Origin of the sequence: Blautia sp. MCC270, from assembly GCF_018785605.1 — a bacterium.
Taxonomy (GTDB): domain Bacteria; phylum Bacillota; class Clostridia; order Lachnospirales; family Lachnospiraceae; genus Blautia_A; species Blautia_A fusiformis.
The window spans coordinates 72,093-93,248 of sequence record NZ_WQQD01000004.1; the positions used below are offsets into that span (position 1 = coordinate 72,093).

At 45.0% G+C, this 21,156-nt stretch carries 20 protein-coding genes; all 20 read right to left on the reverse strand.

The features are described from left to right. Positions 1-6: 6 nt before the first annotated feature. The 20 genes from ung to GPK58_RS01660 all read right to left on the reverse strand — a co-directional run bounded on the left by ung (position 7) and on the right by GPK58_RS01660 (position 20,953). Entirely contained in the window at positions 7-681 is a 675-nt protein-coding gene (gene ung / locus GPK58_RS01565; protein ID WP_118608592.1) for a uracil-DNA glycosylase, read from the reverse strand. Between the two features lie 21 nt (positions 682-702). Continuing rightward, on the reverse strand, positions 703-1,461 hold the full coding sequence (hisF, locus tag GPK58_RS01570) for an imidazole glycerol phosphate synthase subunit HisF (RefSeq protein ID WP_021976885.1): 759 nt from the start codon (positions 1,459-1,461) through the stop codon (positions 703-705). Between the two features lie 2 nt (positions 1,462-1,463). Next, complete coding sequence (gene hisH, locus GPK58_RS01575) at positions 1,464-2,093, reverse strand: imidazole glycerol phosphate synthase subunit HisH (RefSeq protein ID WP_215638092.1); 630 nt, start codon at positions 2,091-2,093, stop codon at positions 1,464-1,466. 146 nt (positions 2,094-2,239) lie between these two features. Continuing rightward, a complete protein-coding gene (locus tag GPK58_RS01580) occupies positions 2,240-3,757 on the reverse strand; it encodes a sensor histidine kinase (RefSeq protein ID WP_215638093.1) in 1,518 nt (505 codons plus the stop codon). Further along, positions 3,754-4,434, reverse strand: coding sequence for a response regulator transcription factor (locus GPK58_RS01585; protein ID WP_015526981.1), 681 nt, complete (start codon positions 4,432-4,434; stop codon positions 3,754-3,756). The genes GPK58_RS01580 and GPK58_RS01585 overlap by 4 nt, the downstream gene beginning before the upstream one ends. Before the next feature lie 224 nt (positions 4,435-4,658). Beyond that, positions 4,659-5,525, reverse strand: a complete 867-nt coding sequence (locus tag GPK58_RS01590) for a phosphatidylserine decarboxylase (protein WP_215638094.1) — start codon at positions 5,523-5,525, stop codon at positions 4,659-4,661. Then, positions 5,522-6,205: a CDP-alcohol phosphatidyltransferase family protein gene (locus tag GPK58_RS01595; RefSeq protein ID WP_021976890.1), complete on the reverse strand. Its 684-nt coding sequence runs from the start codon at positions 6,203-6,205 to the stop codon at positions 5,522-5,524. Before GPK58_RS01595 ends, GPK58_RS01590 begins: the two co-directional genes overlap by 4 nt. Positions 6,206-6,231: 26 nt before the next feature. After that, entirely contained in the window at positions 6,232-7,248 is a 1,017-nt protein-coding gene (locus GPK58_RS01600) for a lysylphosphatidylglycerol synthase transmembrane domain-containing protein (protein ID WP_021976891.1), read from the reverse strand. Further along, positions 7,245-7,946: a phosphatase PAP2 family protein gene (locus GPK58_RS01605; RefSeq protein WP_021976892.1), complete on the reverse strand. Its 702-nt coding sequence runs from the start codon at positions 7,944-7,946 to the stop codon at positions 7,245-7,247. Before GPK58_RS01605 ends, GPK58_RS01600 begins: the two co-directional genes overlap by 4 nt. A gap of 324 nt (positions 7,947-8,270) precedes the next feature. Then, complete coding sequence (locus tag GPK58_RS01610) at positions 8,271-8,918, reverse strand: L-rhamnose mutarotase (RefSeq protein WP_173772454.1); 648 nt, start codon at positions 8,916-8,918, stop codon at positions 8,271-8,273. A 206-nt stretch (positions 8,919-9,124) separates the two neighbouring features. Continuing rightward, complete coding sequence (locus tag GPK58_RS01615; protein ID WP_215638095.1) at positions 9,125-10,048, reverse strand: AEC family transporter; 924 nt, start codon at positions 10,046-10,048, stop codon at positions 9,125-9,127. Between the two features lie 21 nt (positions 10,049-10,069). Then, positions 10,070-11,257, reverse strand: coding sequence for a S41 family peptidase (locus GPK58_RS01620; RefSeq protein WP_110102528.1), 1,188 nt, complete (start codon positions 11,255-11,257; stop codon positions 10,070-10,072). 172 nt (positions 11,258-11,429) lie between these two features. Then, the gene (gene ftsX, locus GPK58_RS01625; RefSeq protein WP_015526973.1) at positions 11,430-12,335 is read right to left on the reverse strand and encodes a permease-like cell division protein FtsX; all 906 of its coding nucleotides are present in this window, start codon (positions 12,333-12,335) and stop codon (positions 11,430-11,432) included. Beyond that, the gene (gene ftsE, locus GPK58_RS01630; RefSeq protein WP_015526972.1) at positions 12,325-13,008 is read right to left on the reverse strand and encodes a cell division ATP-binding protein FtsE; all 684 of its coding nucleotides are present in this window, start codon (positions 13,006-13,008) and stop codon (positions 12,325-12,327) included. Before ftsE ends, ftsX begins: the two co-directional genes overlap by 11 nt. 455 nt (positions 13,009-13,463) lie before the next feature. Then, positions 13,464-14,555 carry a PucR family transcriptional regulator gene (locus GPK58_RS01635; RefSeq protein WP_015526970.1) on the reverse strand — a complete coding sequence of 364 codons (1,092 nt, stop codon included), beginning with the start codon at positions 14,553-14,555 and terminating at the stop codon, positions 13,464-13,466. A 136-nt stretch (positions 14,556-14,691) separates the two neighbouring features. Beyond that, positions 14,692-15,561 (reverse strand): YitT family protein, encoded by an 870-nt coding sequence (locus GPK58_RS01640; RefSeq protein ID WP_118608597.1) that lies wholly within the window; start codon positions 15,559-15,561, stop codon positions 14,692-14,694. A gap of 191 nt (positions 15,562-15,752) precedes the next feature. After that, positions 15,753-16,127 carry a PqqD family protein gene (locus tag GPK58_RS01645; RefSeq protein WP_021650789.1) on the reverse strand — a complete coding sequence of 125 codons (375 nt, stop codon included), beginning with the start codon at positions 16,125-16,127 and terminating at the stop codon, positions 15,753-15,755. Next, positions 16,127-18,025 carry an OPT family oligopeptide transporter gene (locus tag GPK58_RS01650; RefSeq protein ID WP_044961039.1) on the reverse strand — a complete coding sequence of 633 codons (1,899 nt, stop codon included), beginning with the start codon at positions 18,023-18,025 and terminating at the stop codon, positions 16,127-16,129. Before GPK58_RS01650 ends, GPK58_RS01645 begins: the two co-directional genes overlap by 1 nt. 218 nt (positions 18,026-18,243) lie before the next feature. Then, complete coding sequence (locus tag GPK58_RS01655; RefSeq protein ID WP_215638096.1) at positions 18,244-20,043, reverse strand: nitric oxide reductase activation protein; 1,800 nt, start codon at positions 20,041-20,043, stop codon at positions 18,244-18,246. Then, positions 20,036-20,953: an AAA family ATPase gene (locus GPK58_RS01660; protein ID WP_118608598.1), complete on the reverse strand. Its 918-nt coding sequence runs from the start codon at positions 20,951-20,953 to the stop codon at positions 20,036-20,038. Before GPK58_RS01660 ends, GPK58_RS01655 begins: the two co-directional genes overlap by 8 nt. Positions 20,954-21,156: the final 203 nt, after the last annotated feature.

Consider the following 21,156-nt stretch of genomic DNA (forward strand, 5'->3'; position numbering starts at 1 on the left):
CTTAACTTAAATATTCTCAATCTGCCAGTCAACAGGTTCTACCCCATTGGCTTTCAAAAATTCATTAGCCTTGCTGAAATGCTTGCATCCGAAAAATCCCCGGTAGGCAGAAAGGGGACTTGGATGTGGTGCTTCCAGGATCAGATGCTTCGGATTATGAAGCATGGATGCCTTCATCTGAGCAGGCCGCCCCCAGAGAAGAAACACGATCGGGCGATCCTCCTGGTCCAGGATCCGGATGGCCGCATCGGTAAACTGTTCCCAGCCGATCCCTCTGTGGGAATTGGCCTGATGTGCACGTACAGTCAGCACTGTGTTCAAAAGAAGCACGCCCTGCTTTGCCCATTTTTCCAGATTACCGTTGTTTGGGATGTAACATCCCATATCATCCTCAAGTTCTTTATAAATATTCACCAGGGATGGCGGTGTTTCCACACCTTTTTTTACGGAAAAACAAAGCCCGTGGGCCTGTCCGTCATTGTGATAGGGGTCCTGTCCCAGGATCACAACCTTCACCTGATGCAGCGGCGTAAAATGAAACGCATTGAACAGATCTTCCGGAGGCGGAAAAATCTTTCTTGTTCTGTATTCTGTCATCACGGTTTTATAAAGTTTGGCATAGTAAGGCTGGTGAAACTCACCTTTCAGCGCCTCCTGCCAGTCTCCCGCTATAGGAGCCATATCCTTCACCTCTCATCCAACTTATCTTCTCACGGAAATTCCTTTTTCCGCAAGGTAATCCTTCACTTCCCGGATCTCCAGTTCTTTGTAGTGGAACAGAGATGCTGCCAGTGCCGCGTCTGCTCCGCCTTCAGTCAGTGCATCATAAAAATGCTCCAGAGTTCCGGCACCACCGGAAGCGATCACCGGAATGGAAACCGCATCTGCAACAGCTCTTGTAAGTTCAATATCATATCCTGCCTTGGTTCCGTCACAGTCCATGCTGGTAAGAAGGATCTCACCTGCGCCAAGTTCTTCCACCTTCTTTGCCCATGTAAGAGCATCGATACCGGTATCCAGTCTTCCGCCATGTTTGTAGATATTCCAGCCGCCATCCGGCCTTCTCTTGGCATCAATGGCAACTACCACACACTGGCTTCCGAATTTCTGTGCAGCCTCATGGATCAGCTCCGGGCGGTCGATGGCTGCGGAATTTACAGAGATCTTATCTGCACCTTCACGGAGAAGTTTCCGGAAATCATCCACAGTACGGATTCCTCCACCTACGGTAAAGGGGATAAATACATTGGCAGCAACAGCTCTTACCATATCTACCACCGTATCACGCTCTTCACAGGAAGCCGTGATATCAAGAAAAACAAGCTCGTCCGCACCGGCTGCGTCATAAGCTTTGGCAATTTCCACCGGATCTCCGGCATCCTTAAGATCAACAAAATTCACGCCTTTTACTACACGTCCTTTATTTACATCCAGACATGGAATGATTCTTTTTGTAAACATGATTATGCCTCCTTTCCGGTGCCTGCCTCAAGTGCCGCAAAATTCTCAAGGATCTTCAAGCCCCACCGGCTGCTTTTTTCCGGGTGGAACTGGCATGCAAATACATTCCCCTTCTCCACAGATGCGTGAATACATGTACTGTACTGCGTGGTGGCTTTCACGATCTCTTCATCTTCTGCCTGAAGATAATAGGAATGTACAAAGTAAACGTATGTGTTTTCTGGAATATCTTTAAATAATCTTCCGCTGTTCTGAAGATGCAGGGAATTCCATCCCATATGCGGGATCTTCAGTCCCGGGCTTGGCGGGATCCGTAAGATCTTTCCCTTCAGGATTCCAAGGCCTTCCACTCCCTGAGTCTCACCACTGCTCTCAAAAAGCAGCTGCAGTCCAAGACAGATTCCAAGAAACGGAGTTCCTTTTTCCACGATCTCATGTATTACCGGAACAAGTCCGTACTTATTGAGATTCTCCATAGCATCGCCAAAACTTCCAACACCTGGAAGAATTACTTTATCTGCTTTCAGAAGCACCTGGGGATCTCTTGAGACGACAGTCTCCTGTCCCAGATACTGAAGTGCTTTTTCCACACTTTTTATGTTTCCTGCATCGTAGTCAATGATTCCTATCATAATAATGCTTCCTCCTGCTCTTTTGTATCTCGATATTCCTCTCTCACCTTCGATTTACATTGATTTAGTATAACGCAAAAACAGGCGGTTGCAAAGACTTTTCTCTGCTGCCGCCCGTTTTTTCGCATTATCACACTAAAGTTTCATTATTTCCGATCCAGGGTAAACCAGAATTCCACCCCATTGTCAAAGTTCTGCACGCCGTATTCCTGGTTCATGCTTTCCATGATAGCTTTTACAATGGACAGACCGATACCGCTTCCACCGTATTCCCTGGTTCTCGCTTTATCAACTTTATAAAATTTATTCCAGAGATTTGGCACATCTGCCTCAGGGATCGGAGTTCCTGTGTTAAATACACTGATCTTCACACGGTTATCCTCATCCTGAAGTTTGATCTCGATCTCTTTCTCACCATCCAGATGATTCAGGGCATTGCTTACATAGTTTGTCACAACCTCTTCGATCTTAAACTCATCGGCCCATACATAAACCGGCTTCTCCGCCTCAAAGATCACGTTTGCCTCTTTCTGTCCGATCATGATATTCATGGTCTGGAGCACACCCCGGATCAGGGATACGATGTCAAACCTCTCCATCACAACTGCGTCTTTACCAGATTCCAGCTGATTCAGCGTAAGAAGATTTTTTACCAGTTTATTCATCTTGGAGGCTTCATCCATAATGACATCGCAATAGAACTCTCTGCTCTCAGGATCATCAGAAATATTTTCTTTTAAGCCTTCTGCATAGCCCTGGATCAGGGCAATGGGAGTTTTCAGTTCATGGGACACGTTATCCAGAAATTCCTTTCGCATCTTGTCGATCTTGATCTTGTCCTCAATGTCACGCTGCAGTTCATTATTTGCAGATTTCAGTTCACTGATGGTAGTCTCCAGCTGTGAGGACATCCGGTTGAAATTATCTCCCAGAACATCGATCTCATTGCCGACCTTGCTCTCGTATTTTGCCTCAAAATCCAGATCTGACATTTTTCTGGAAAGTTCCGTAAGCTCACTGATGGGACGGGTGATCCTCCTGGTCACGACCATAATGACCAGACCACTTAAGATTATGATCATCAGACCTACCGCAAAGTAAAACTTATTGGAAATATCAGCGCTCTCCCGGATGCTCTCAAGGGGTGTCCTTATGATAAAATAATGTTCCTCATCCAGCTGTCCCCAGCATTCCACATAATCCATTCCCGCAAAACGGTCATGCGACTGCTGGATGGTATAATTGTCACCCTGCTTCAAGGTCCGGCTCTTATCTCCGTCCTCATCCAGATCATAGACATATCCGAACAGCTTGCTCTGAAGCATTTTTTCATTTTCGCCCCAGGAAAGCCAGCTGGTATTGCTGCTGTCAATGATAACCCAGGAAAGATTGTTTCTGGAGCAGGCTCTCTGGATCTCATCGGGAATACTCTCCATACCTTTCGAGCTATTGCTGTTCATCATCTTGTCAATATCTGTATTTTCCAGAGTTGTTCGGAGATTCAGAAGTACATCGATCTTTTTTGTCACATAATATTTTTCAAGAAAGGCTCCGTTGATCACGGTAATAGTCAGAATGGATAAAAACAGCAGACCGATAAAGTATGCTGTGATCTGATGGCGGAGACTGTGGATCTTTTTTATTTTTTCCTTCGGTTTTTTCATTCTCCTACCTCAAACTTATAGCCCATCCCCCAGACTGTCTTGATATACTCGCCCTTATCGCCCATTTTACTTCTCAGTTTTTTGACATGAGTATCAATGGTTCTGGCATCTCCGAAATAATCATAATTCCACACAGAATTCAGGATCTTTTCTCTGGAAAGAGCGATTCCCTCATTCTCCAGGAAATAAGTCAGAAGCTCAAATTCCTTGAAGCTCAGATCCATCGGTTTATCATCTACCGTTGCCTGATGCGCTGCCTTGTCAATGACAATCCCACCTGCTGAAAGTATCTCATCCGGGTTGCTCTGTCCCGTTCTTCGAAGAATGGCTTCTACACGTGCTACAAGGATCTTGGGGCTGAAGGGTTTGGAGATATATTCGTCCACCCCGAGTTCAAATCCCAGAAGCTCATCACGCTCATCTCCTCTTGCTGTCAGCATAATGATGGGAACCTTGGAATTTTTGCGGATCTCACGACATACTTCCCAGCCATCCATCTTCGGCATCATCACATCCAGGATCAGAAGCGCAATGTCCTTTTCTTTATAAAAAATATCCATGGCCTCCTCACCGTCACCGGCTTCCAGTACCTGGAAATTCTTTTTGGTGAGAAAATCCTTTACCAGTTTTCTCATTCTGCTCTCGTCATCTACTACAAGAATTTTTAATGCATCCATTCTATCTTCCTCCGTTTCTCAGTCGCTGTTCCGGACAGCTGCTGACAGCCCGAAATGCTCTGTATCATCCCTCTTTACAAAAAGCTGAGCTTTTACTTCCGGTTCATTCTAAAGCGGATATTTCCATTCCGCTTTGCTACTGCTCATAATATATCACAGGTTTGTGTTGTGTGTGTGAACGTAATTTCATTTTTTTAATTTTATCCGCAAAAAAGGAGAACCCTCTAAAAGGATTCTCCGATCTTTTCTCCCATGAATACTCTTGTTTCAATTCCTTCACGGGAATTGTTTAAAATATCTTCATCCGGCTTTACCGCATTTTTTTCGGTGATCAGCACAATGGTGGAACCACCGAAAGCAAAATTGCCTTTTTCCTCTCCACGTTTCACAGATGCCCTTCTTGGCCGGTTTTCGATCTTCCCCACAAAGAGAGCGCCTACTTCCATCATCAACATCGTGCGGAAATTTTCTGTTTTCAGAAGGGAATATTCCCGGCTGTTTTCTTTATAGATAGGATAGGCATCATTTGCCACAGGGTTGACTGTATGCAGAATCCCGGGGATTCTGATACGCCGGGACTCTGCTGCATTGTCCGGATAAATATATCTGTGATAATCCTGGACACAGAGACGAAGTACCCACACATAGCCACCCTGATATCTTTTCCCAAGGGAAGGGTTCCTTAAAAGTTCCTCCACTGTATATCGGGTCTGTTTGATATGAAGACAGGCTTTTTCATCCACAGGATATACACTGGCCCGGCAGTCACAGGGACTGATAAAATGCCCAGGTTCCATATCGATCCTGCGGGCACCCTCCCGGATCTTTCTCTTGAAAAAATCATTGTAGGAAATATATTTCCGCGTTTCATAATCACTCATATCCAGATGATTGAGCCGGATAAACGGTTCCACTGCTGCTGCCGAAATCCTGGAATCCAGAAGCTTTCCCACAACCGTGGAAACAGCCGGGGTAACCAGCGGCCGGATCATCATACGCCCGGCCACAGAACCGTAGATTTTTTCCAGCAAATTATTCTGAAAAGAATCTTCCTTTTTAATGTTTCCCTTTCGGTCTGCCGTCCGGATCATAAATTACCGCCTCTTTCCATGGAAAGTTTATAGAGATAATTGAATTTCCACCATCCCTCATTATAGAAAAGAACCAGAAGGACTGCCACTGCAACTACCGCAACGATGATCACCAGCTCCCGGTTGGTTGGCTTACGGAATTTAAAATCCAGGATAAACAGAAGTCCTACTGCCAGCATTGTGATATGGAGGAGCACCACAAACCATTTATACTCCGGAAAAAGCAGGGAAACCACAAACAGAAGTGGCAGGATCACGGACATGGATGTGATGGGAAGTCCCTGATAATATTTCCGGTTTTCGGAGGTTTCATTCTGGCGTTTTTCTTCCATAACATTGAAATATGCCAGACGGATCAGGCCTGCAAGACCGTAGAACAGAAGAATGGCAATTCCGTAAATATGATACATGCCAAGCTTAAATCCCAGCACAATGGGAAGGATTCCGAAACAGACAATATCCGCAAGAGAATCGATCTGGATCCCGAAGCACTTCTCTTCCTCCGTTCTGTTCTTCTTGGTTCGCGCAATCTTTCCGTCAAACATATCACACAACCCGGAAAATGCCAGACAGCACACTGCTGCTGAAATATGGTCCGTCACAGCGCAGAAGATTCCGATCATGGAAGACACTACGCTTATGTAAGTCATTATTACCGTGTAATCATAAAATCCTATCATTTGCACACCTCATTTTTCTCTTTCAATTACTTTTTTCCAATAGTCAGCTGGGCCACCACTGTAAACGCCGCACTGATCAGAAGCTCCCCATAATATCCAAGCCCTCTGCTAAGTACCATTCCCGGAAGCAGCAGTCCCCCGAACACCGGGCTGAAAATATTAAGGAACAGCGTCTCACTGATTCCCATTCCTCCCGGAAGCGGCAGCATATCCACAGATACCGAGATCACGGCCTGGAGAAAAAGGATCTCCCAGAATCCGGTGCCGTGAAGTCCAAAAGCCTGATATACAAACCAGGTCACCGCAAACAGTGCCATACGCTGGATAAAAGTGATTCCAATAACTTTAACGATCACAAAAGGATTATTCTTCAGATATGCCGCAGTATTTCGGTAAGTATCCATGGAATCTTCCAGTTTTTTCAGACGCCCATCTTTTTTCTTCACCAGATGAAGTCGTTCCAGAAGTTTCATTCCCTTTACCATGATCGCTTTTGCCAGAAGTGGATGGAACACCAGGATGGTCATAAATGTAACGCAGAAAATATTCAGTGCCAGTCCCAGGTAAAACACCGGCAGGATCCCTTCCAGATATTTATGGAGAAATCCCCTTCCGAAAATTGCGATTCCAATACCGATCACCACAAGTACCAGTTTATAGGTGATGGTTACGATCATCAGAATTACCGTTGACACCGGAATGGAAATCTTTTCTTTTTTCATGTAGTAGATCTGCATGGGCTGTCCGCCACTGGCGGACGGTGTGATACAGCTGAAAAAAAATCCCACGGAAGAGAACAGAAAACAGGTTCTCTTTTTCAGCTGGATTCCACTGGATCTCATCATGTACCAGATGATGATGGATTCTCCCCAGATAAAAAACGCTACCAGTGCAATTCCCGGAATCAGCCACCGTTTGTCAGCCCTGTGTATGGCATCCATCATGGAAGACAGATCTTCTCCGTGAAAAACGCCGTAGATGGTCAGGGCAAAAACGACCGCCAGGAATACTCCGTTAAATATGATCTTTTTTCTGCTTTTCATCTCTTGGCACCTTCTATATATCTGTTGATCTTCTTCTCAATTTTACTTCCGACCCGTTCATAAATATGCCAGATCTCCGTTTTCTGTCCCAGCATAAAACATATCTGTGCCAGGATCACGCCACCGGCCACATCCACCAGAACATGCTGCTTGGTAAAAAGGGTGGACAGAAAAACCAGAACTGCCAGCACAAAAGATACTCCTTTATACCATGCCGGAATTCTTTTCTGGTCTTTGATTCCCAGGAAACAGAACCAGCTTACCAGGCAGTGAATGGATGGAAACAGGTTATCCGCCGCATCAATGGAATAAAGCCATCCTGCCAGCAGATCCCAGAAACCGCTCCCCTCGATCACCGGTCTTGTGTTGGTGGTGGGGTATGCCAGAAATATGATCAGGCACACGCAGCGGGATATAAGATCTGCGGTAAAAAAACGGTAAACCTGTTCCTTCTCCTGCCTTGCCGCAAGAATATAATTCACTGCCCAGAATATATAACATCCGAAATAGACAATTAAAAACTGCGGCACAAACGGGAGCCGCAGGTCAAGACTACTTTCTATGTTGTGATGGTACCAACCGCCTGCAATTGCCCTTGAACCGGAATATACAAGACAGTTAAATACAAATGAAAAAACAAGGGGAAAAAGCCCGTACGCAGGTACAACCCCTGTTACATATTTCCAAAAACGTTTCATAAATTCACGCCTCATTATTTTATTGATCTCAGGAAGAAAACGTATTTTTTCCTGATGTTTTCTGTTACTCACAGTATAACAGTCGGGGCGTATGGTTTCAACTAAATATGGGAATTTTAAGAATTGTTAAGATTTCAGTTCAGCTAATTTTTCTTTTTTGTTCATACTTTTTTCAGAATGACGTCACAGAATGACCACAAAATGTGAGTATATTATTAGATGTGCAAAGGGTACTACCTTTGATAACACTTTTTTCTTTTTCATACTGCCGGGGCTACCTCCAAACAAAGCCCCGGCCTCCTTCCTTTTTATTTCCCCATTTTTTTAATTATGCCATGCAAGACGTACACTGGACGGATGTACTTCTTTTGTCATCCAGTCCACATCGTTGGTGATCCAGTCCATGATCCCCAGCTGACGTGTCTCCCATGCGATGGTCGCCTCTCTTGCTTCCGGTGTTTCTTCCACTTCCATGGTGGTGTCGATCTCATCGTATCCAAAAATATATCCGCCTGAGCTCCAGATGCTGAAGTTACTGTCCGGGCCCGGATCTATTGTATCGCCTCTCTGTGCTACAAGTCCGTCATGACGAGCCTTGTATTCTTCCTCACAGCCGTCTTTTAATTTTGTCATGAACATTCTGTGGCGGATCAGCTCTTTGTTTTCTCTCACAACACCAAAATTATGATACATCAGACGCATGTCTTTTCCAGGAGTGGAGATCCAGGTAAATGTATCCTGGATTTTTTCAGTCAGTGCTGCTTTTACTTTCTCCTCTTTTGGAGAGATCACAGCTCCGTCTGCATTTTCATAATATCCGAAGATCAGGTCTGCAGCATTCCAGATGCTGAAATTATGAATGCCGTTGCGATCCAGATATGCGGTAAGCTCCGGCCAGATTTCGCCTAAGGTCTTACGGTAATCGTTCATTTTTCCTTCTTTTACTTTCATTGCAAAAGCATGTCGTTCCATTTATGCTATCCTCCTGTTTTGATGATCCTGTGCTATGTTTTTCACTATGAGCAGATATAGTTCTTCTGCCCTCATATGATTTGATTCTATCACTTTTATTTTGTTTTTACAATTATGAGGGCAGGATTTCCGATCACTGTTCACAGGTAATATCCGCAAAGCATGTTGCCTGACACAAAGTTATCCGTAACGATTCCCTGAGATGCTCAGGCAAGATACAACATGACCATCAGTGGCATGGTTATGATACTTACCAGCGTTGTCATTACATTGATGGTGCTGGCATAGATCGGGTCCTGATCGTAGAGCTGTGCCAGCTGTACAACCGTTGTTGCCGACGGTGTGATCACTGCCATCAGACTGATAAGCAGAATGGTTTTTCCATCCTTTACCATTGAAGCCAAGGGCAGATACTTCAAAAACAACAGTATGAGCAGCGGAGTCACCACCATTTTCAAGATTGTGATCAGATAGATCCTGGAATGACTGAAAATATCTTTCCATTTTACCTCCGTCATGGTCATTCCAAGCATGATCATACATACAGGTCCCAGGGTGGCTGAAATCTGGCTCATGGTGTTTCCAAGGATCACCGGCAGTCTGATCTGCGTGAAGAACAGAACGATTCCAAGGATAATAGCGATCAGATTGATGTTGCAGAGGATTTTTTTCCAGTTGATGCCGGCCTTCGCCTCCATCAGCGACTGTCCGTGGGTCCACATCAGGATCATTTGCACACTCAGGAAAGCACTGGCATAGATCACCCATTTTTCCCCAAGGACTACCGTTACAAGAGGGATCACCAGATTTCCGGAATTGGAATAGATGATGGATTCTTTTTCTACCACACTTAATTTCAGTGGCTTGCCGATGATCTGTACAAATACCAGAAGAAAAATATGGATCAGGATGGCTGCTGCCACTGCCAGAAGGAAGCCATTCCGGATGCTTCTGGAATATTCGATCTGAAAAGCATTGATCATTACACAGGGCATGATGATGTAGATACAGATGACTGAAAGTGTCCTGCTGCTTTTTGCATCGATAAGTCCGCATTTTACCACTGTAAATCCACAGGACATCATCAGAAAAAATACGACGATCTGCTGCAATAATTGTAAAGTTATCATTTTTTCTCCCCTCCGAACGCGTCAGCTCTGTCCTATCTCTTTCAGGGCTGTCTGAAGTTGCGCGTCTTCTTTATGTGTAAGTTCTGTCCAGTCTGTGATGTCTCCGGAAAGCTCTGCTTCCACATCCGGAGTGATTCCTTTTTTGTTGATATCATTGCCCTTTGGCGTAAAATATTTTGCGATGGTGATCTTTACCGCACTGCCATCGGTAAGAGGCTGGATGGTCTGCACCACGCCCTTCCCATAGGTAGTTGTTCCTACAATCGTTCCAATCCCGTAGTCCTTTACCGCCCCCGCAAAGATCTCCGATGCACTGGCACTGTTTCCGTTTACCAGAACAGCCAGCGGCATGTCCAGTTCATTTTTTCCGTCGCAGGTCTCCTCTTCCCTTTTTCCATTTTTGTCCTCTGTATAGACGATCAGTCCTTCCGGAAGAATCTGGCGTAGCACGCCGCAGACTGCAGTAAGAAGACCGCCCGGATTATCACGGAGATCCACAACCAGCTTCTTCATTCCCTGTTCCTTCAGATCTGCAAATGCTTTTTTATACTGATCGCTGGTCACCTCAGAAAATTCGGAGATCCGGATATAGCCGGTGTCTCCGGAAAGCATCTCATGGGAAACCGTCTGGATCTCCACATCCCGGATCTCCACTTTGACATCCCGGGTTTTCTCTTCGTTTTCCCGCTGTATGGTCAGCATTACGGAATCTTTCTCACTGTCACGGACCATGGCAGCAATATCGGAAGTTTCTTTGTCTGTAACATCAGCTCCATCTACTGCCTTGATCACATCTCCCTTTTTCAGTCCCGCCTGTTCTCCAGGGCCACCCTCATAAAGCTGTATGATCTTTGCCCCTCCGGTGTCATCCTTCTGAAGAACGGCACCGATCCCTACGTAGGAGCCTTCATTGGAAGTATTCAGCTCTTTATACTGTTCTGCTGTGTAATAGGTGGAGTACGGATCCTTCAGGCCGGCAAGCAGGCCAACATAAAGCCCCTCACGCAGGCTGCTTTCGTCTTTTTCATCCAGATATTCTTCATCGATCAGTTCTTCCAGGTAATTCAGCTTCTGAACCGTTTTCACATCGGAAAGCGCATTGCCTTTCGGAAACAGTACTTTCTGATAGCTGGTAAAAACAGCGCCTGTCACAACCAGCGTTGCTGCCACTCCAATGGCTATACCTTTTTTGAATTCTTTATTTTTCATATTTTTCCTTTCTTCTGCACAGCCGGTAAAGCCGATAAGATCACAGATTTTCTGTACTCCTCTGTGCGCCGTCCGGTTTTTATATACCGAAAACGGCTGCCGATATTCCGACAGCCGCTGTATATCTTATGATCACACATCATGCGGATACATAAGATTCTCTGCTATTTGGTTATACTCTGAGATGTTTTCTTGTTGTGAAAAAGCTTCCCAAAAGACCGATTCCCACACCAAGTCCAAGTCCCATAGGAACCAGACCCTCATAAATCTGCCAGATTGGAATGAAATCCACGATTCCTGTCAATACATTGAATTTTGTCAGAATAAACTCTACAGCGGAATTATACAGGAAAAACAGGCAGATCAGCGGTATCGCCGCACCGATCACACCGAGGATCATACCTTCCAGAAGGAATGGCAGTCGTACAAAAGCATCTGTAGCTCCTATGTATTTCATAATTCCGATTTCTTCCTTGCGGACAGAAATACCCATAGATACTGTATTGCTGATCAGGAATATGGAAATGATCAAAAGGATTGCGATCACGGCAATCGACACATAAGAAACCAGCTTGTTAATGGAACCAAGTGTCCTGGATGCCTGTTCAGACTGATTTACCTTCCGGACATGTTCCAGTCCCTGGATATAATTCACCAGTTCTGTCTGCTTGGTAATATCATTAAGATATACCTGATAATTGGATGAATTGGCAAGAGGGTTATCATCTTTAAATCCATCTGCCGCATCTTCATCTCCAAAATATTTCTGTTTGTATTCTTCCCATGCCTGATCTGCGGACTGATAGTCCATCCTGGCCACTTCCGGCCTGGACTGAATAGCATCGCCGATCGCCTGGATCTCTTCCTCTGAAGTGCCCTCATCAAAGAATACTGTGATCGGTACTTCTTCTTCCACCTTATGGGCAATATTACCGACGTTGTTCACGATGGAATAGAAAATGCCTACCAGAAAAATGCAGGCTGCCATCGTGATGATACATGCCAGGGAAAACATCCAGTTTCTTTTTATATTCTTAAAGCCCTGCTTCAGGGTATACCAGATCGTACTAGGCCTCATGATATCCTCCCTCTTTCTCATCGCTGATGATCTTGCCGTTGTGCATGGTGACTACTCGCTTGCGCATGGCATTGACGATGTCCTTATTGTGGGTAACTACCAGAACTGTGGTTCCTCTGTCATTGATCTGCTCCATCAGAGCCATGATCTCTTCAGAGGTTTTCGGATCCAGGTTTCCGGTCGGCTCATCTGCCAGAAGGATGTCTGGGCGGTTTACCAGTGCTCTGGCAAGAGCAACTCTCTGCTGCTCACCACCGGAAAGCTCATCCGGGTATGCCTTATACTTTCCTGCAAGTCCTACCTCCTGGAGAACCTCCGGCACACGTTTGCGTATCACACGGGTAGGTCTTCCTATAACACGCTGCGCAAATGCTACATTCTCATATACATTACGGTCTTTTAAAAGACGGAAATCCTGAAATACTACCCCAAGCTTTCTGCGATACTTGGCAACGCGTCTGTGTTTCATCTTCTCCAGACGTTCCCCGCTGACTGTGATCGTTCCGCTGGTAGAATCCAGTTCTTTCATCAGAAGCTTGATCAGTGTGGATTTACCGGAGCCACTGCTTCCTACTACAAATACGAATTCCCCTTTGTCAACATGTAAGTTCGCATGATTCACAGCCGGAAGACCCGGGCCGTAAGATTTGCTCACATCTACAAGATCGATCATATATATCCTCCTCTATATTATAAAAGCATAATTTTCTTAATTTTTTTGTAACATTATTGTAATATATTTTCTGTTTAAATGCAAGAATAAATTTCCCGGGCCCTACAACTGTTACTGTTCACTCCATTCTCATTAATGCGCTCCGCGGAATATTACCAGTGAACAGTAATCAACAGCCCTCTTCAAATTATTTATTTTAACGTAAAAATACCAAAATTACAATAGAGTCATGGATGTTATCTGTGAAGTTCATGTGAATTCGTTACTGCTCACTCCGTTCTCAGTAACACACTTCGTGAATGCTTCCAAACAGGAGGGACATTTACACAATATTCCATGATGAAAAACGCTCATACAAAAACTGCCGCCTATTCCGGGAAGGAATAAGCGGCAGTTTAAAAGTTCTAATATGTTACCTTAATATAGCAAACTATCATCTTGCATTCCGAATGCTATTAATACTCTAAGGTTTCCATATATTTCATATATCGAACAACCATCAGCGCGATCTTAAATGTAATGGCATCCTCAAACACTCTCAAATCAAGGCCTGTACTCTTCTGGAGTTTATCCAGACGATATACCAGCGTATTTCTGTGGATATACAGCTGACGTGAAGTTTCAGATACGTTCAGACTGTTCTCAAAGAATTTATCGATGGTGACAAGTGTCTCCTCATCGAAATCATCCGGAGATTTGTTGTCAAAGATCTCGCGGATAAACATCTTACACAGAGGAATAGGCAGCTGATAGATCAGGCGTCCGATTCCAAGTGAGCTGTATGCGATAACTTCCCTGTCTCCGAAGAAGATCTTACCTACATCAAGGGCCATACGCGCTTCCTTGTAGGAACGTGAAACTTCTTTCAACTCATTGACAATGGTACCGTATGCCATGTGGACATCCTCACCGTCTTTATTCAGATCCAGAGTATCCATAATCGTATGAGCCAGCTTATCCATCTCCGGATAGCCCTCTCCCTCTTCCAGTTCCTTGACTATAATGATGCTCTTCTCATCAACAGCAGTGATAAAATCTCTGCTCTTTCCGCCAAAAAGGCTTTTCACGCTCTCTACAGAGCTGTGATCTTTCTCCTGGTTCAGTTCCAGGATCATAACTACACGACGGACATCTGCTTCAATATGAAGCTTCTTCGCTCTGTTGTAAATATCCACCAGAAGAAGATTATCAAGAAGAAGATTCTTGATAAAGCTGTCTTTGTCAAAACGCTCCTTGTACGCAACGATCAGATTCTGGATCTGGAAGGCTGCAAGCTTGCCTACCATATAAGTATCCTCATCATCTCCGTGGGCTACCAGGACATATTCCAACTGATAATCATCACAGACCTTAAAGTACTGAAATCCCTTGACAAGCTGGCTGTCCGCCTGGGATTCTACAAAAGCCTGGATATCTGCCGGCTGGATCTCAAAATCAGAAAAGGTAGACGCAAGTACCTTGCCGTCTGTGTCAATGACACAAAATTCCGTCCTTGATATTTCTTTAAGTCCCTCGAGCGTATTCTGTAACACCTGATTCGATATCATTCCGTTCAATCCCTTCTCACTTATGTGTATGCTTATCTTCTGTCTTTCCCTCTCTATCTATGGCTATTTTAATACAAAATCACCAAAAATGAAAGAGTAAAACTGAAAAAATTTACAAATTTTTGTTGAAATCCGCCTAATTTTTCTCTATAAAACCTTCTCCATGAACTTCTCTTGCATCGGAAACGATCACAAAAGCGTTGGGATCAATATCATCTACCAGCTCTTTCAGCTTCACAATTTCCTTTTTGTTTACCACACAGAAGATGATCGTCTTCTCCTGACCGGAATACATCCCCTTGCCACAGATCCCTGTCGCTCCGCGATCCAGGTCTTCCATAATGACTCTGGCAACCTCATCCGGCTTCTCCGTGATGATAAATGTCTGTTTGGAAAACTTCAGACCTTCGATCAGACTGTCGGATACTTTTGTTACCAGATAAACCGCAATGATGGCATACAGGGCCCGCTGGATACCGAACACATACATTCCTACGATCACAATAAGTCCATCAATAAACTGCATGATCTGTGCGATGGAATAATGACGCATATACTTCTGGATCAGTGCTGCCATCATATCCGTTCCGCCTGTGGTTCCCTGTCCAAGGAAAACCATTCCAATGCCGATTCCCAGGATCACACCACCGTATACAGCAGCCAGAAGGAGATCATCTCCCGCAATATTCCACACCGGCTGAATGGCAAGCCAGGTTGAGAGGGAGATCTCACCGATCAGAGCTTTTTTTACAAAGGAAAAGCCTTTGATCCGCCATCCCAGAAAAAACAGCGGAATGTTCAGCGTGATATTGGTAAGCCACAGCGGAACCCCGCCATCTATGATCTCACCGGTCCAGTGCTTCACCAGGATCGCTATACCGGAAAAGCCGCCTGTTACCAGCCCGGTTGCATCAAAAACGGAATTGATGGCAAGTGCCATCAGCCCGGTTCCTACTATGATCAGAAGATAATCCAGATACCAGTCCTTTTTTTTCACAAGACTCATAAAGTGCTCCTTTCATTTTTTACAGCAATTCCCGGAATTTCTGTCTTGAAGTGTCCTCAATATTTCTATTCCGCTGTGAAAATCCCGGAAATGCTATAGTATCATATGACAACTGCATCAGTTTCCCGCACTGACGTGTCATAAAAAGAACGGGACCGTACACTATTCTGCGTCCGTTCCCGTTCTCCATGCTATTTTTCTGTCTTTTTATTTATAAAATGAACAAATTCATAGCTTTCCATTATCTGAAAGTATTTTACGATTCTCGGATAAAGCGGTTCTGCCTTATCTCCGAAATGCTCTTTCACCAGCAGGGCAAGCTCCTGCACGGTTTTGGCTCCATCGATCTCAGGCCAGATAAAAGTTCCCATTTCATCAAGATGAACCTTGGAAAACCTTGGCTTGCCAAAAACCTTCTGCGCGATGGTATTGAACATACCCTTATTCTCTATCTCAAGAATGATCCGCTGCTTCAGGTCCCGGTGCCACCGGATCGACTGGTTTGTTTCCGGGATCAGATCAAGATAGTTGATATCCTGTTTCTTATCCTTTTTGTTTTTTCTCATCAGGCTTTCTTCTTTCTCCAGATAGAGAATTTAAGCAGTGACAGGATCATGATGATCATCAGCACAACGCCGCCGATATTTCCAAGGTTTACAACGCCGGACATATCAAGGCTGATACCGACAACTGCAAAGATCGCAAGAAGAATTCCAACAAGACCCTCGCCGGCGATCATACCAGCACAGTACAGGGTACCATCTGTGGACTGAGCTGTCTTGGTTTTTTCGTCAACACCTTTTCTGCTGTCAAGTAATCCACGAACGATACCACCGATCATGATGGTTGCGTTCAGGTAGATTGGAAGGTAAAGACCGATTGCGAAAGGCATTACCGGGATACGGAGGATCTCAAGGCAGATTGCAAGGAATACACCTACAAATACAAGTCCCCATGGAAGGTTTCCGCCCATGATTCCCTCAACGATCATCTTCATAAGCTGAGCCTGTGGCGCAGGGATCTCTGCTGTACCGTAGCCCCATGCTGCATCCAGAAGATACAGAACACCGCCGATAGCAAGACCGGAAACAACAACACCGAGCATCTCGCCCATCTGCTGCTTCTTAGGTGTAGCACCGAGAAGGTATCCTGTCTTAAGGTCCTGAGAGGTATCACCGGCGATCGCTGCGATGATACAGATAACAGAACCAACAGCGATCGCTGCTGTCATTCCGTCGATACCTGTTTTACCGGAGCTCTTGATCGCAAATGTAGCAATCAGAAGAGTAGCGATAGCCATACCGGAAACCGGGTTGTTGGAGCTTCCTACAAGACCTACCATACGGGAAGATACTGTTGCAAAGAAGAATCCAAAAACTACGATGATACATGCACCAAGAAGAGTTACCGGGATTGCCGGAACGATCCAGATGATAAATACCATTGCTATAACACCGAGAAGGATGAACTGCATCGGAAGATCCTGTGCGGTTCTCTCTGTGCTTGTGTTCTTGCTTCCCTTCATGCTCTTCATGGAGTCACGGAAGGTTGTAACGATCAGCGGCAGGGATTTGATCAGGGAAATGATACCACCTGTTGCGATAGCACCTGCGCCGATATATTTAACATAAGTAGACCAGATCGCTGATGCTCCGCCGTTTGCGTAAAGCTGGGCAATGGTCGTTCCCTCTGCTGCCGGATACATCCATGTATCAGGTCCGAACAGGCAGATCAGCGGAATGATGACCATCCAGCCGATAAGAGAACCGGTAAACATGTAGGATGCGATCTTCGGTCCTACGATATAACCAACACCGAGAAGTGCCGGATAAACCTCCATACCGATCTCACCCTTGAAGGATTTAAATGCTGCAGAAACATCTGCCGGAAGAAGCTTCAGTCCATCAACAACAAATTTGAAGACAGCTGCAAGTCCCATACCGGAGAATACTGTGGAAGCATTTGCTCCGCCTTCCTCACCGGCAAGAAGAACGTCTGCGCAGGCAGTTCCTTCCGGATAGAGAAGAGTTGCATGCTCTTTAACAATGAGGGCATTACGAAGGGGTACCATGAAAAGTACACCAAGGATACCACCGCAAAGTGCGATCAGAGTGATCTCAACGATGCCTGGTTTGCTTGTAAGTCCTTCCTCTGCCCAGAGGAACAGTGCAGGCATGGTGAAGATAGCACCTGCTGCAAGAGACTCACCGGCTGAACCGATAGTCTGGACCATATTGCTCTCCAGAATGGAGTTTCTGCGAAGAATCACGCGGATAACACCCATGGAGATAACTGCCGCCGGAATGGAGGCAGATACTGTCATACCAACACGAAGACCAAGGTAAGCATTGGCTGCGCCGAAGATGACAGCAAGAATACATCCCATGATCACAGATGTAACTGTGAGCTCCGGAGTGATTTTCTCCGCAGGAATGTAAGGTTTGAACTCTGTGTTTTTGTTCATATTTCCTCTCCCTTTATCTAGTAAATTAGTAACGTTATATAGTATAGCAAATTTCGCAGTATTTTGCAAGAAATTATATCTGAGATATTATATATTATTTACAATTTTCTGTATAATTATAAGCAAATAATTGGTCACTATGCAGCTTTTATGCTAACATAGTGACCTTATTCCTTACAATTGAATATTATACATTTAAAATAAAATACTTTTTTTTTTCAGTTGTCCGTTTCCAGCTGTTTTGTCAGATATCGCCCTACGATCTTCGAGAAATTTCCGATATCCCGGATATAGGCAAAATCCTTTCCAAAAATCTTCTTTTCCGCCGGAAGATCCTTCTCTTCACCTGCAAATACCCCCAGAACACTGACGCCCTGGCTCCGAAGACGCCGCACCTCTGTTGCAGTATCTGAAATGGCATATTTTCCCTGATAAGGGGCCGGATTTTTTGCATTGGGGCGGTTTATGATCACATCGTAGGGGCGTCCGTCACTTAAGATGATCAGGATCTTTTTTTCCTCTTCCCTCTGCAAAAGACTGTATCCCGCTGCTTTTATGGCAAGCCCGTCCCGATTATTGGAGGAAGTCACATAATTGAAAATATCCTCATCCGCCGAAACCGGATCATCATATTCCCGGAACCTGTGCAGGATCGTATGATCCCAGAATGTGCAGTAGCTCATAACCCGATGAGGAATGTCCACATTACTCAGGGCAGAGCTGATCATATAAGCCTGCAGTGCCACATCTCCCTGTCGGCTCATCTGTGAACCACTGGCATCGATCAGTATATCCACCACAAAATCCGTATTGTCTCCACGAAGAATCCTCTTAAAAAGATTTGCCTCACCGCTTCTGCCTATACGCCACAGCCTGGAAGGAACGATAGTTCCCCGGTCTGATAGGACTTCCTGGTTTTCACTTCGGATCACCAGTGCTTTTTTCAGGAGTTCAGTCAATATGGCAATATTTCGTTTTGCAATTCTGTGCTTGTCATGATAGACCCATATGTTCTTATTACGCAGACGCTTTGCATACTGGTACTGATAATTATCACGAACCGGATTTTTCAGGATTCCTTCTGTAAAATACAGGCTGCAGTCTCCGTGTATTCCCCGGCACATAAGATGGTTCATTCTTTTTTCTTCCGCAGGTGTGAGATAGGTTTTTCCAAAATTCAGTTCCACATAGGTATGAGCTTTCTGAAGAGCTTCCTCTGAAATCACCGTGATCTTGTTTTTCACCTTACGTTTTTCTTCCATATCCTGTGTCAGTGAGGAATCTTCAATATCTGTCATCCGGTCTGTGAGCTTTTCCACGTAATTTTCCAGAGCTTCCTCATACATCTCTTCATTAAGATAGTCTTCCCATCCAAATTCCGTCAGTTCTTCCAGCGTCACCGCCATTACCCGTTCAAGGGAACCGTTTTTCTTCTCAAAGTCCGGATCGATGACCGCATTATAGAGGCTGTCGATGATCCGAATCAGTTCCATGGTGTCTCTGCTTTCTGCGCAGGCATAGATCTGATCCCGGAATACAGACAGTTTTTTCTCCAGAGGCTGTACGCTTCCTGTAAGTACATCACGGAATACTGCAATTTTCAGCCTGTCTAACAGCTTATCGTAGAAAGGCAGGGTTTCATATTCCTGATCCAGGATATCTTCCAGAGCTTTTTTTCTCATGCGGCGAACCCCGGGGCGCTCTTCACAGATCCGCTCTCCCACTGCCGCTTCGATACAGAGCTGTGTCAGCCCGGTCAGCTCCGTCTCAGAGGCATCCAGATAGATTTTTTTTACAAGATAAAGGCCAAGCAGATTTTTGTCAAAATATCTGGCAAAAGCCCCCTGTTTGATCCCATCGTAAAGAGCGATCTCTTTTGAGCGGAGAAACAGCGATACATCCGGCTTCACATCCAGTGTATAGTCGCCGCTTACCGTCCAGAGGAGATTACGGATCCGGTTTTCCAGCTCCATCTTGTAATCTTCTATAGAAAGTTCTTCTGTCAGATCTTTATGCATAGACATCGTCCTTTGTCCACTCTTCCGGGATCCTTGTACGGACTACATCGTCCACGATCTCCTTTTCAAAAATATCGAAGGTTTTGTTCACCACTCCCATCTGCACTGCTGCCAGGGGAGAAAGTCCTGCACGAACAATCTTCATGGCAGCCAGAAGTCCTCGAAGATCCAGCGCTTTTGTGGAGATCTCACTGTTTACGGATTTCTTCTGAAGATCCATAAATACACCGATAAACTGTTCCACTGCCTTTTCCTTTGCCTCCGGGAACATTTTGCGGAAAATAAATCCCAGGGTTTCTTCTGTCTGCGCTGGCATATCGATCACCAGGAAACGAGAAACCAGAGCTTCGTTCAGCTCCTTTGTTCCTGCATATCCGTAGTTCATGGTTCCGATAAAACGTGCCGCAGGATGAAGGTCGATCCGGTCATAGCCCGGAACATCAATGGAGCGGCGATAGTCCAGAGTTGCATGAAGGACAGAGACCGCATCGTTCTTTGCCATATTGATCTCATCCAGAATACCGAAGCCACCATACTCGGCACACTGATAGATGCTGCCCTTTCGGAGGCAGACTTCATTGTTTACAAAGGTATCCGTTCCGATCAGGTCTCCGCTGTTTGTATTGACATGGAAAGATACATTATAAACCGGGCGGCCAAAAGCATATGCCAGATTTTCTGCCAGGATATTTTTTCCCGTGGCCTTTGGGCCTGCAAGAAGAAGATTTTCTCCTTCCAAAAGTCCTGCAATGGCCATTTCCAGGATTTCTTTTCCGTAGAACGGTATAGACGGTCTGGTAACTCTGGCTGCAGCCCCCTTATCAACGTTATAATTTTTTCGAAATTCCTCGATGCCGTGGATCAGGCTTTCGGAAACGTTCTGTTCTTTTAAAAATTCTAATTCTATCATATATACTTACTCCTGAATCTGATTGAATACCGCAGATATCCTCATCCGCAGTTATTATATGATCCTATGACGGATAACCGCTTACAGATTTTTTCTCCACCAGGTAAAAAACGGGACAGATCTTACATCTGTCCCGTCATTTGATTTCAAAGATGCCGCTGCACCCAGGGAACATCTCTTATTTCCTGTATTTTATTTAACCG

Coding starts and splice junctions, on each gene's coding strand:
- ung (WP_118608592.1), bottom strand. CDS start 681: ATGGCTCCTATAGCGGGAGACTGGCAGGAGGCGCTGAAAGGTGAGTTT.
- hisF (WP_021976885.1), bottom strand. CDS start 1,461: ATGTTTACAAAAAGAATCATTCCATGTCTGGATGTAAATAAAGGACGT.
- hisH (WP_215638092.1), bottom strand. CDS start 2,093: ATGATAGGAATCATTGACTACGATGCAGGAAACATAAAAAGTGTGGAA.
- GPK58_RS01580 (WP_215638093.1), bottom strand. CDS start 3,757: ATGAAAAAACCGAAGGAAAAAATAAAAAAGATCCACAGTCTCCGCCAT.
- GPK58_RS01585 (WP_015526981.1), bottom strand. CDS start 4,434: ATGGATGCATTAAAAATTCTTGTAGTAGATGACGAGAGCAGAATGAGA.
- GPK58_RS01590 (WP_215638094.1), bottom strand. CDS start 5,525: ATGATCCGGACGGCAGACCGAAAGGGAAACATTAAAAAGGAAGATTCT.
- GPK58_RS01595 (WP_021976890.1), bottom strand. CDS start 6,205: ATGATAGGATTTTATGATTACACGGTAATAATGACTTACATAAGCGTA.
- GPK58_RS01600 (WP_021976891.1), bottom strand. CDS start 7,248: ATGAAAAGCAGAAAAAAGATCATATTTAACGGAGTATTCCTGGCGGTC.
- GPK58_RS01605 (WP_021976892.1), bottom strand. CDS start 7,946: ATGAAACGTTTTTGGAAATATGTAACAGGGGTTGTACCTGCGTACGGG.
- GPK58_RS01610 (WP_173772454.1), bottom strand. CDS start 8,918: ATGGAACGACATGCTTTTGCAATGAAAGTAAAAGAAGGAAAAATGAAC.
- GPK58_RS01615 (WP_215638095.1), bottom strand. CDS start 10,048: ATGATAACTTTACAATTATTGCAGCAGATCGTCGTATTTTTTCTGATG.
- GPK58_RS01620 (WP_110102528.1), bottom strand. CDS start 11,257: ATGAAAAATAAAGAATTCAAAAAAGGTATAGCCATTGGAGTGGCAGCA.
- ftsX (WP_015526973.1), bottom strand. CDS start 12,335: ATGAGGCCTAGTACGATCTGGTATACCCTGAAGCAGGGCTTTAAGAAT.
- ftsE (WP_015526972.1), bottom strand. CDS start 13,008: ATGATCGATCTTGTAGATGTGAGCAAATCTTACGGCCCGGGTCTTCCG.
- GPK58_RS01635 (WP_015526970.1), bottom strand. CDS start 14,555: ATGATATCGAATCAGGTGTTACAGAATACGCTCGAGGGACTTAAAGAA.
- GPK58_RS01640 (WP_118608597.1), bottom strand. CDS start 15,561: ATGAGTCTTGTGAAAAAAAAGGACTGGTATCTGGATTATCTTCTGATC.
- GPK58_RS01645 (WP_021650789.1), bottom strand. CDS start 16,127: ATGAGAAAAAACAAAAAGGATAAGAAACAGGATATCAACTATCTTGAT.
- GPK58_RS01650 (WP_044961039.1), bottom strand. CDS start 18,025: ATGAACAAAAACACAGAGTTCAAACCTTACATTCCTGCGGAGAAAATC.
- GPK58_RS01655 (WP_215638096.1), bottom strand. CDS start 20,043: ATGCATAAAGATCTGACAGAAGAACTTTCTATAGAAGATTACAAGATG.
- GPK58_RS01660 (WP_118608598.1), bottom strand. CDS start 20,953: ATGATAGAATTAGAATTTTTAAAAGAACAGAACGTTTCCGAAAGCCTG.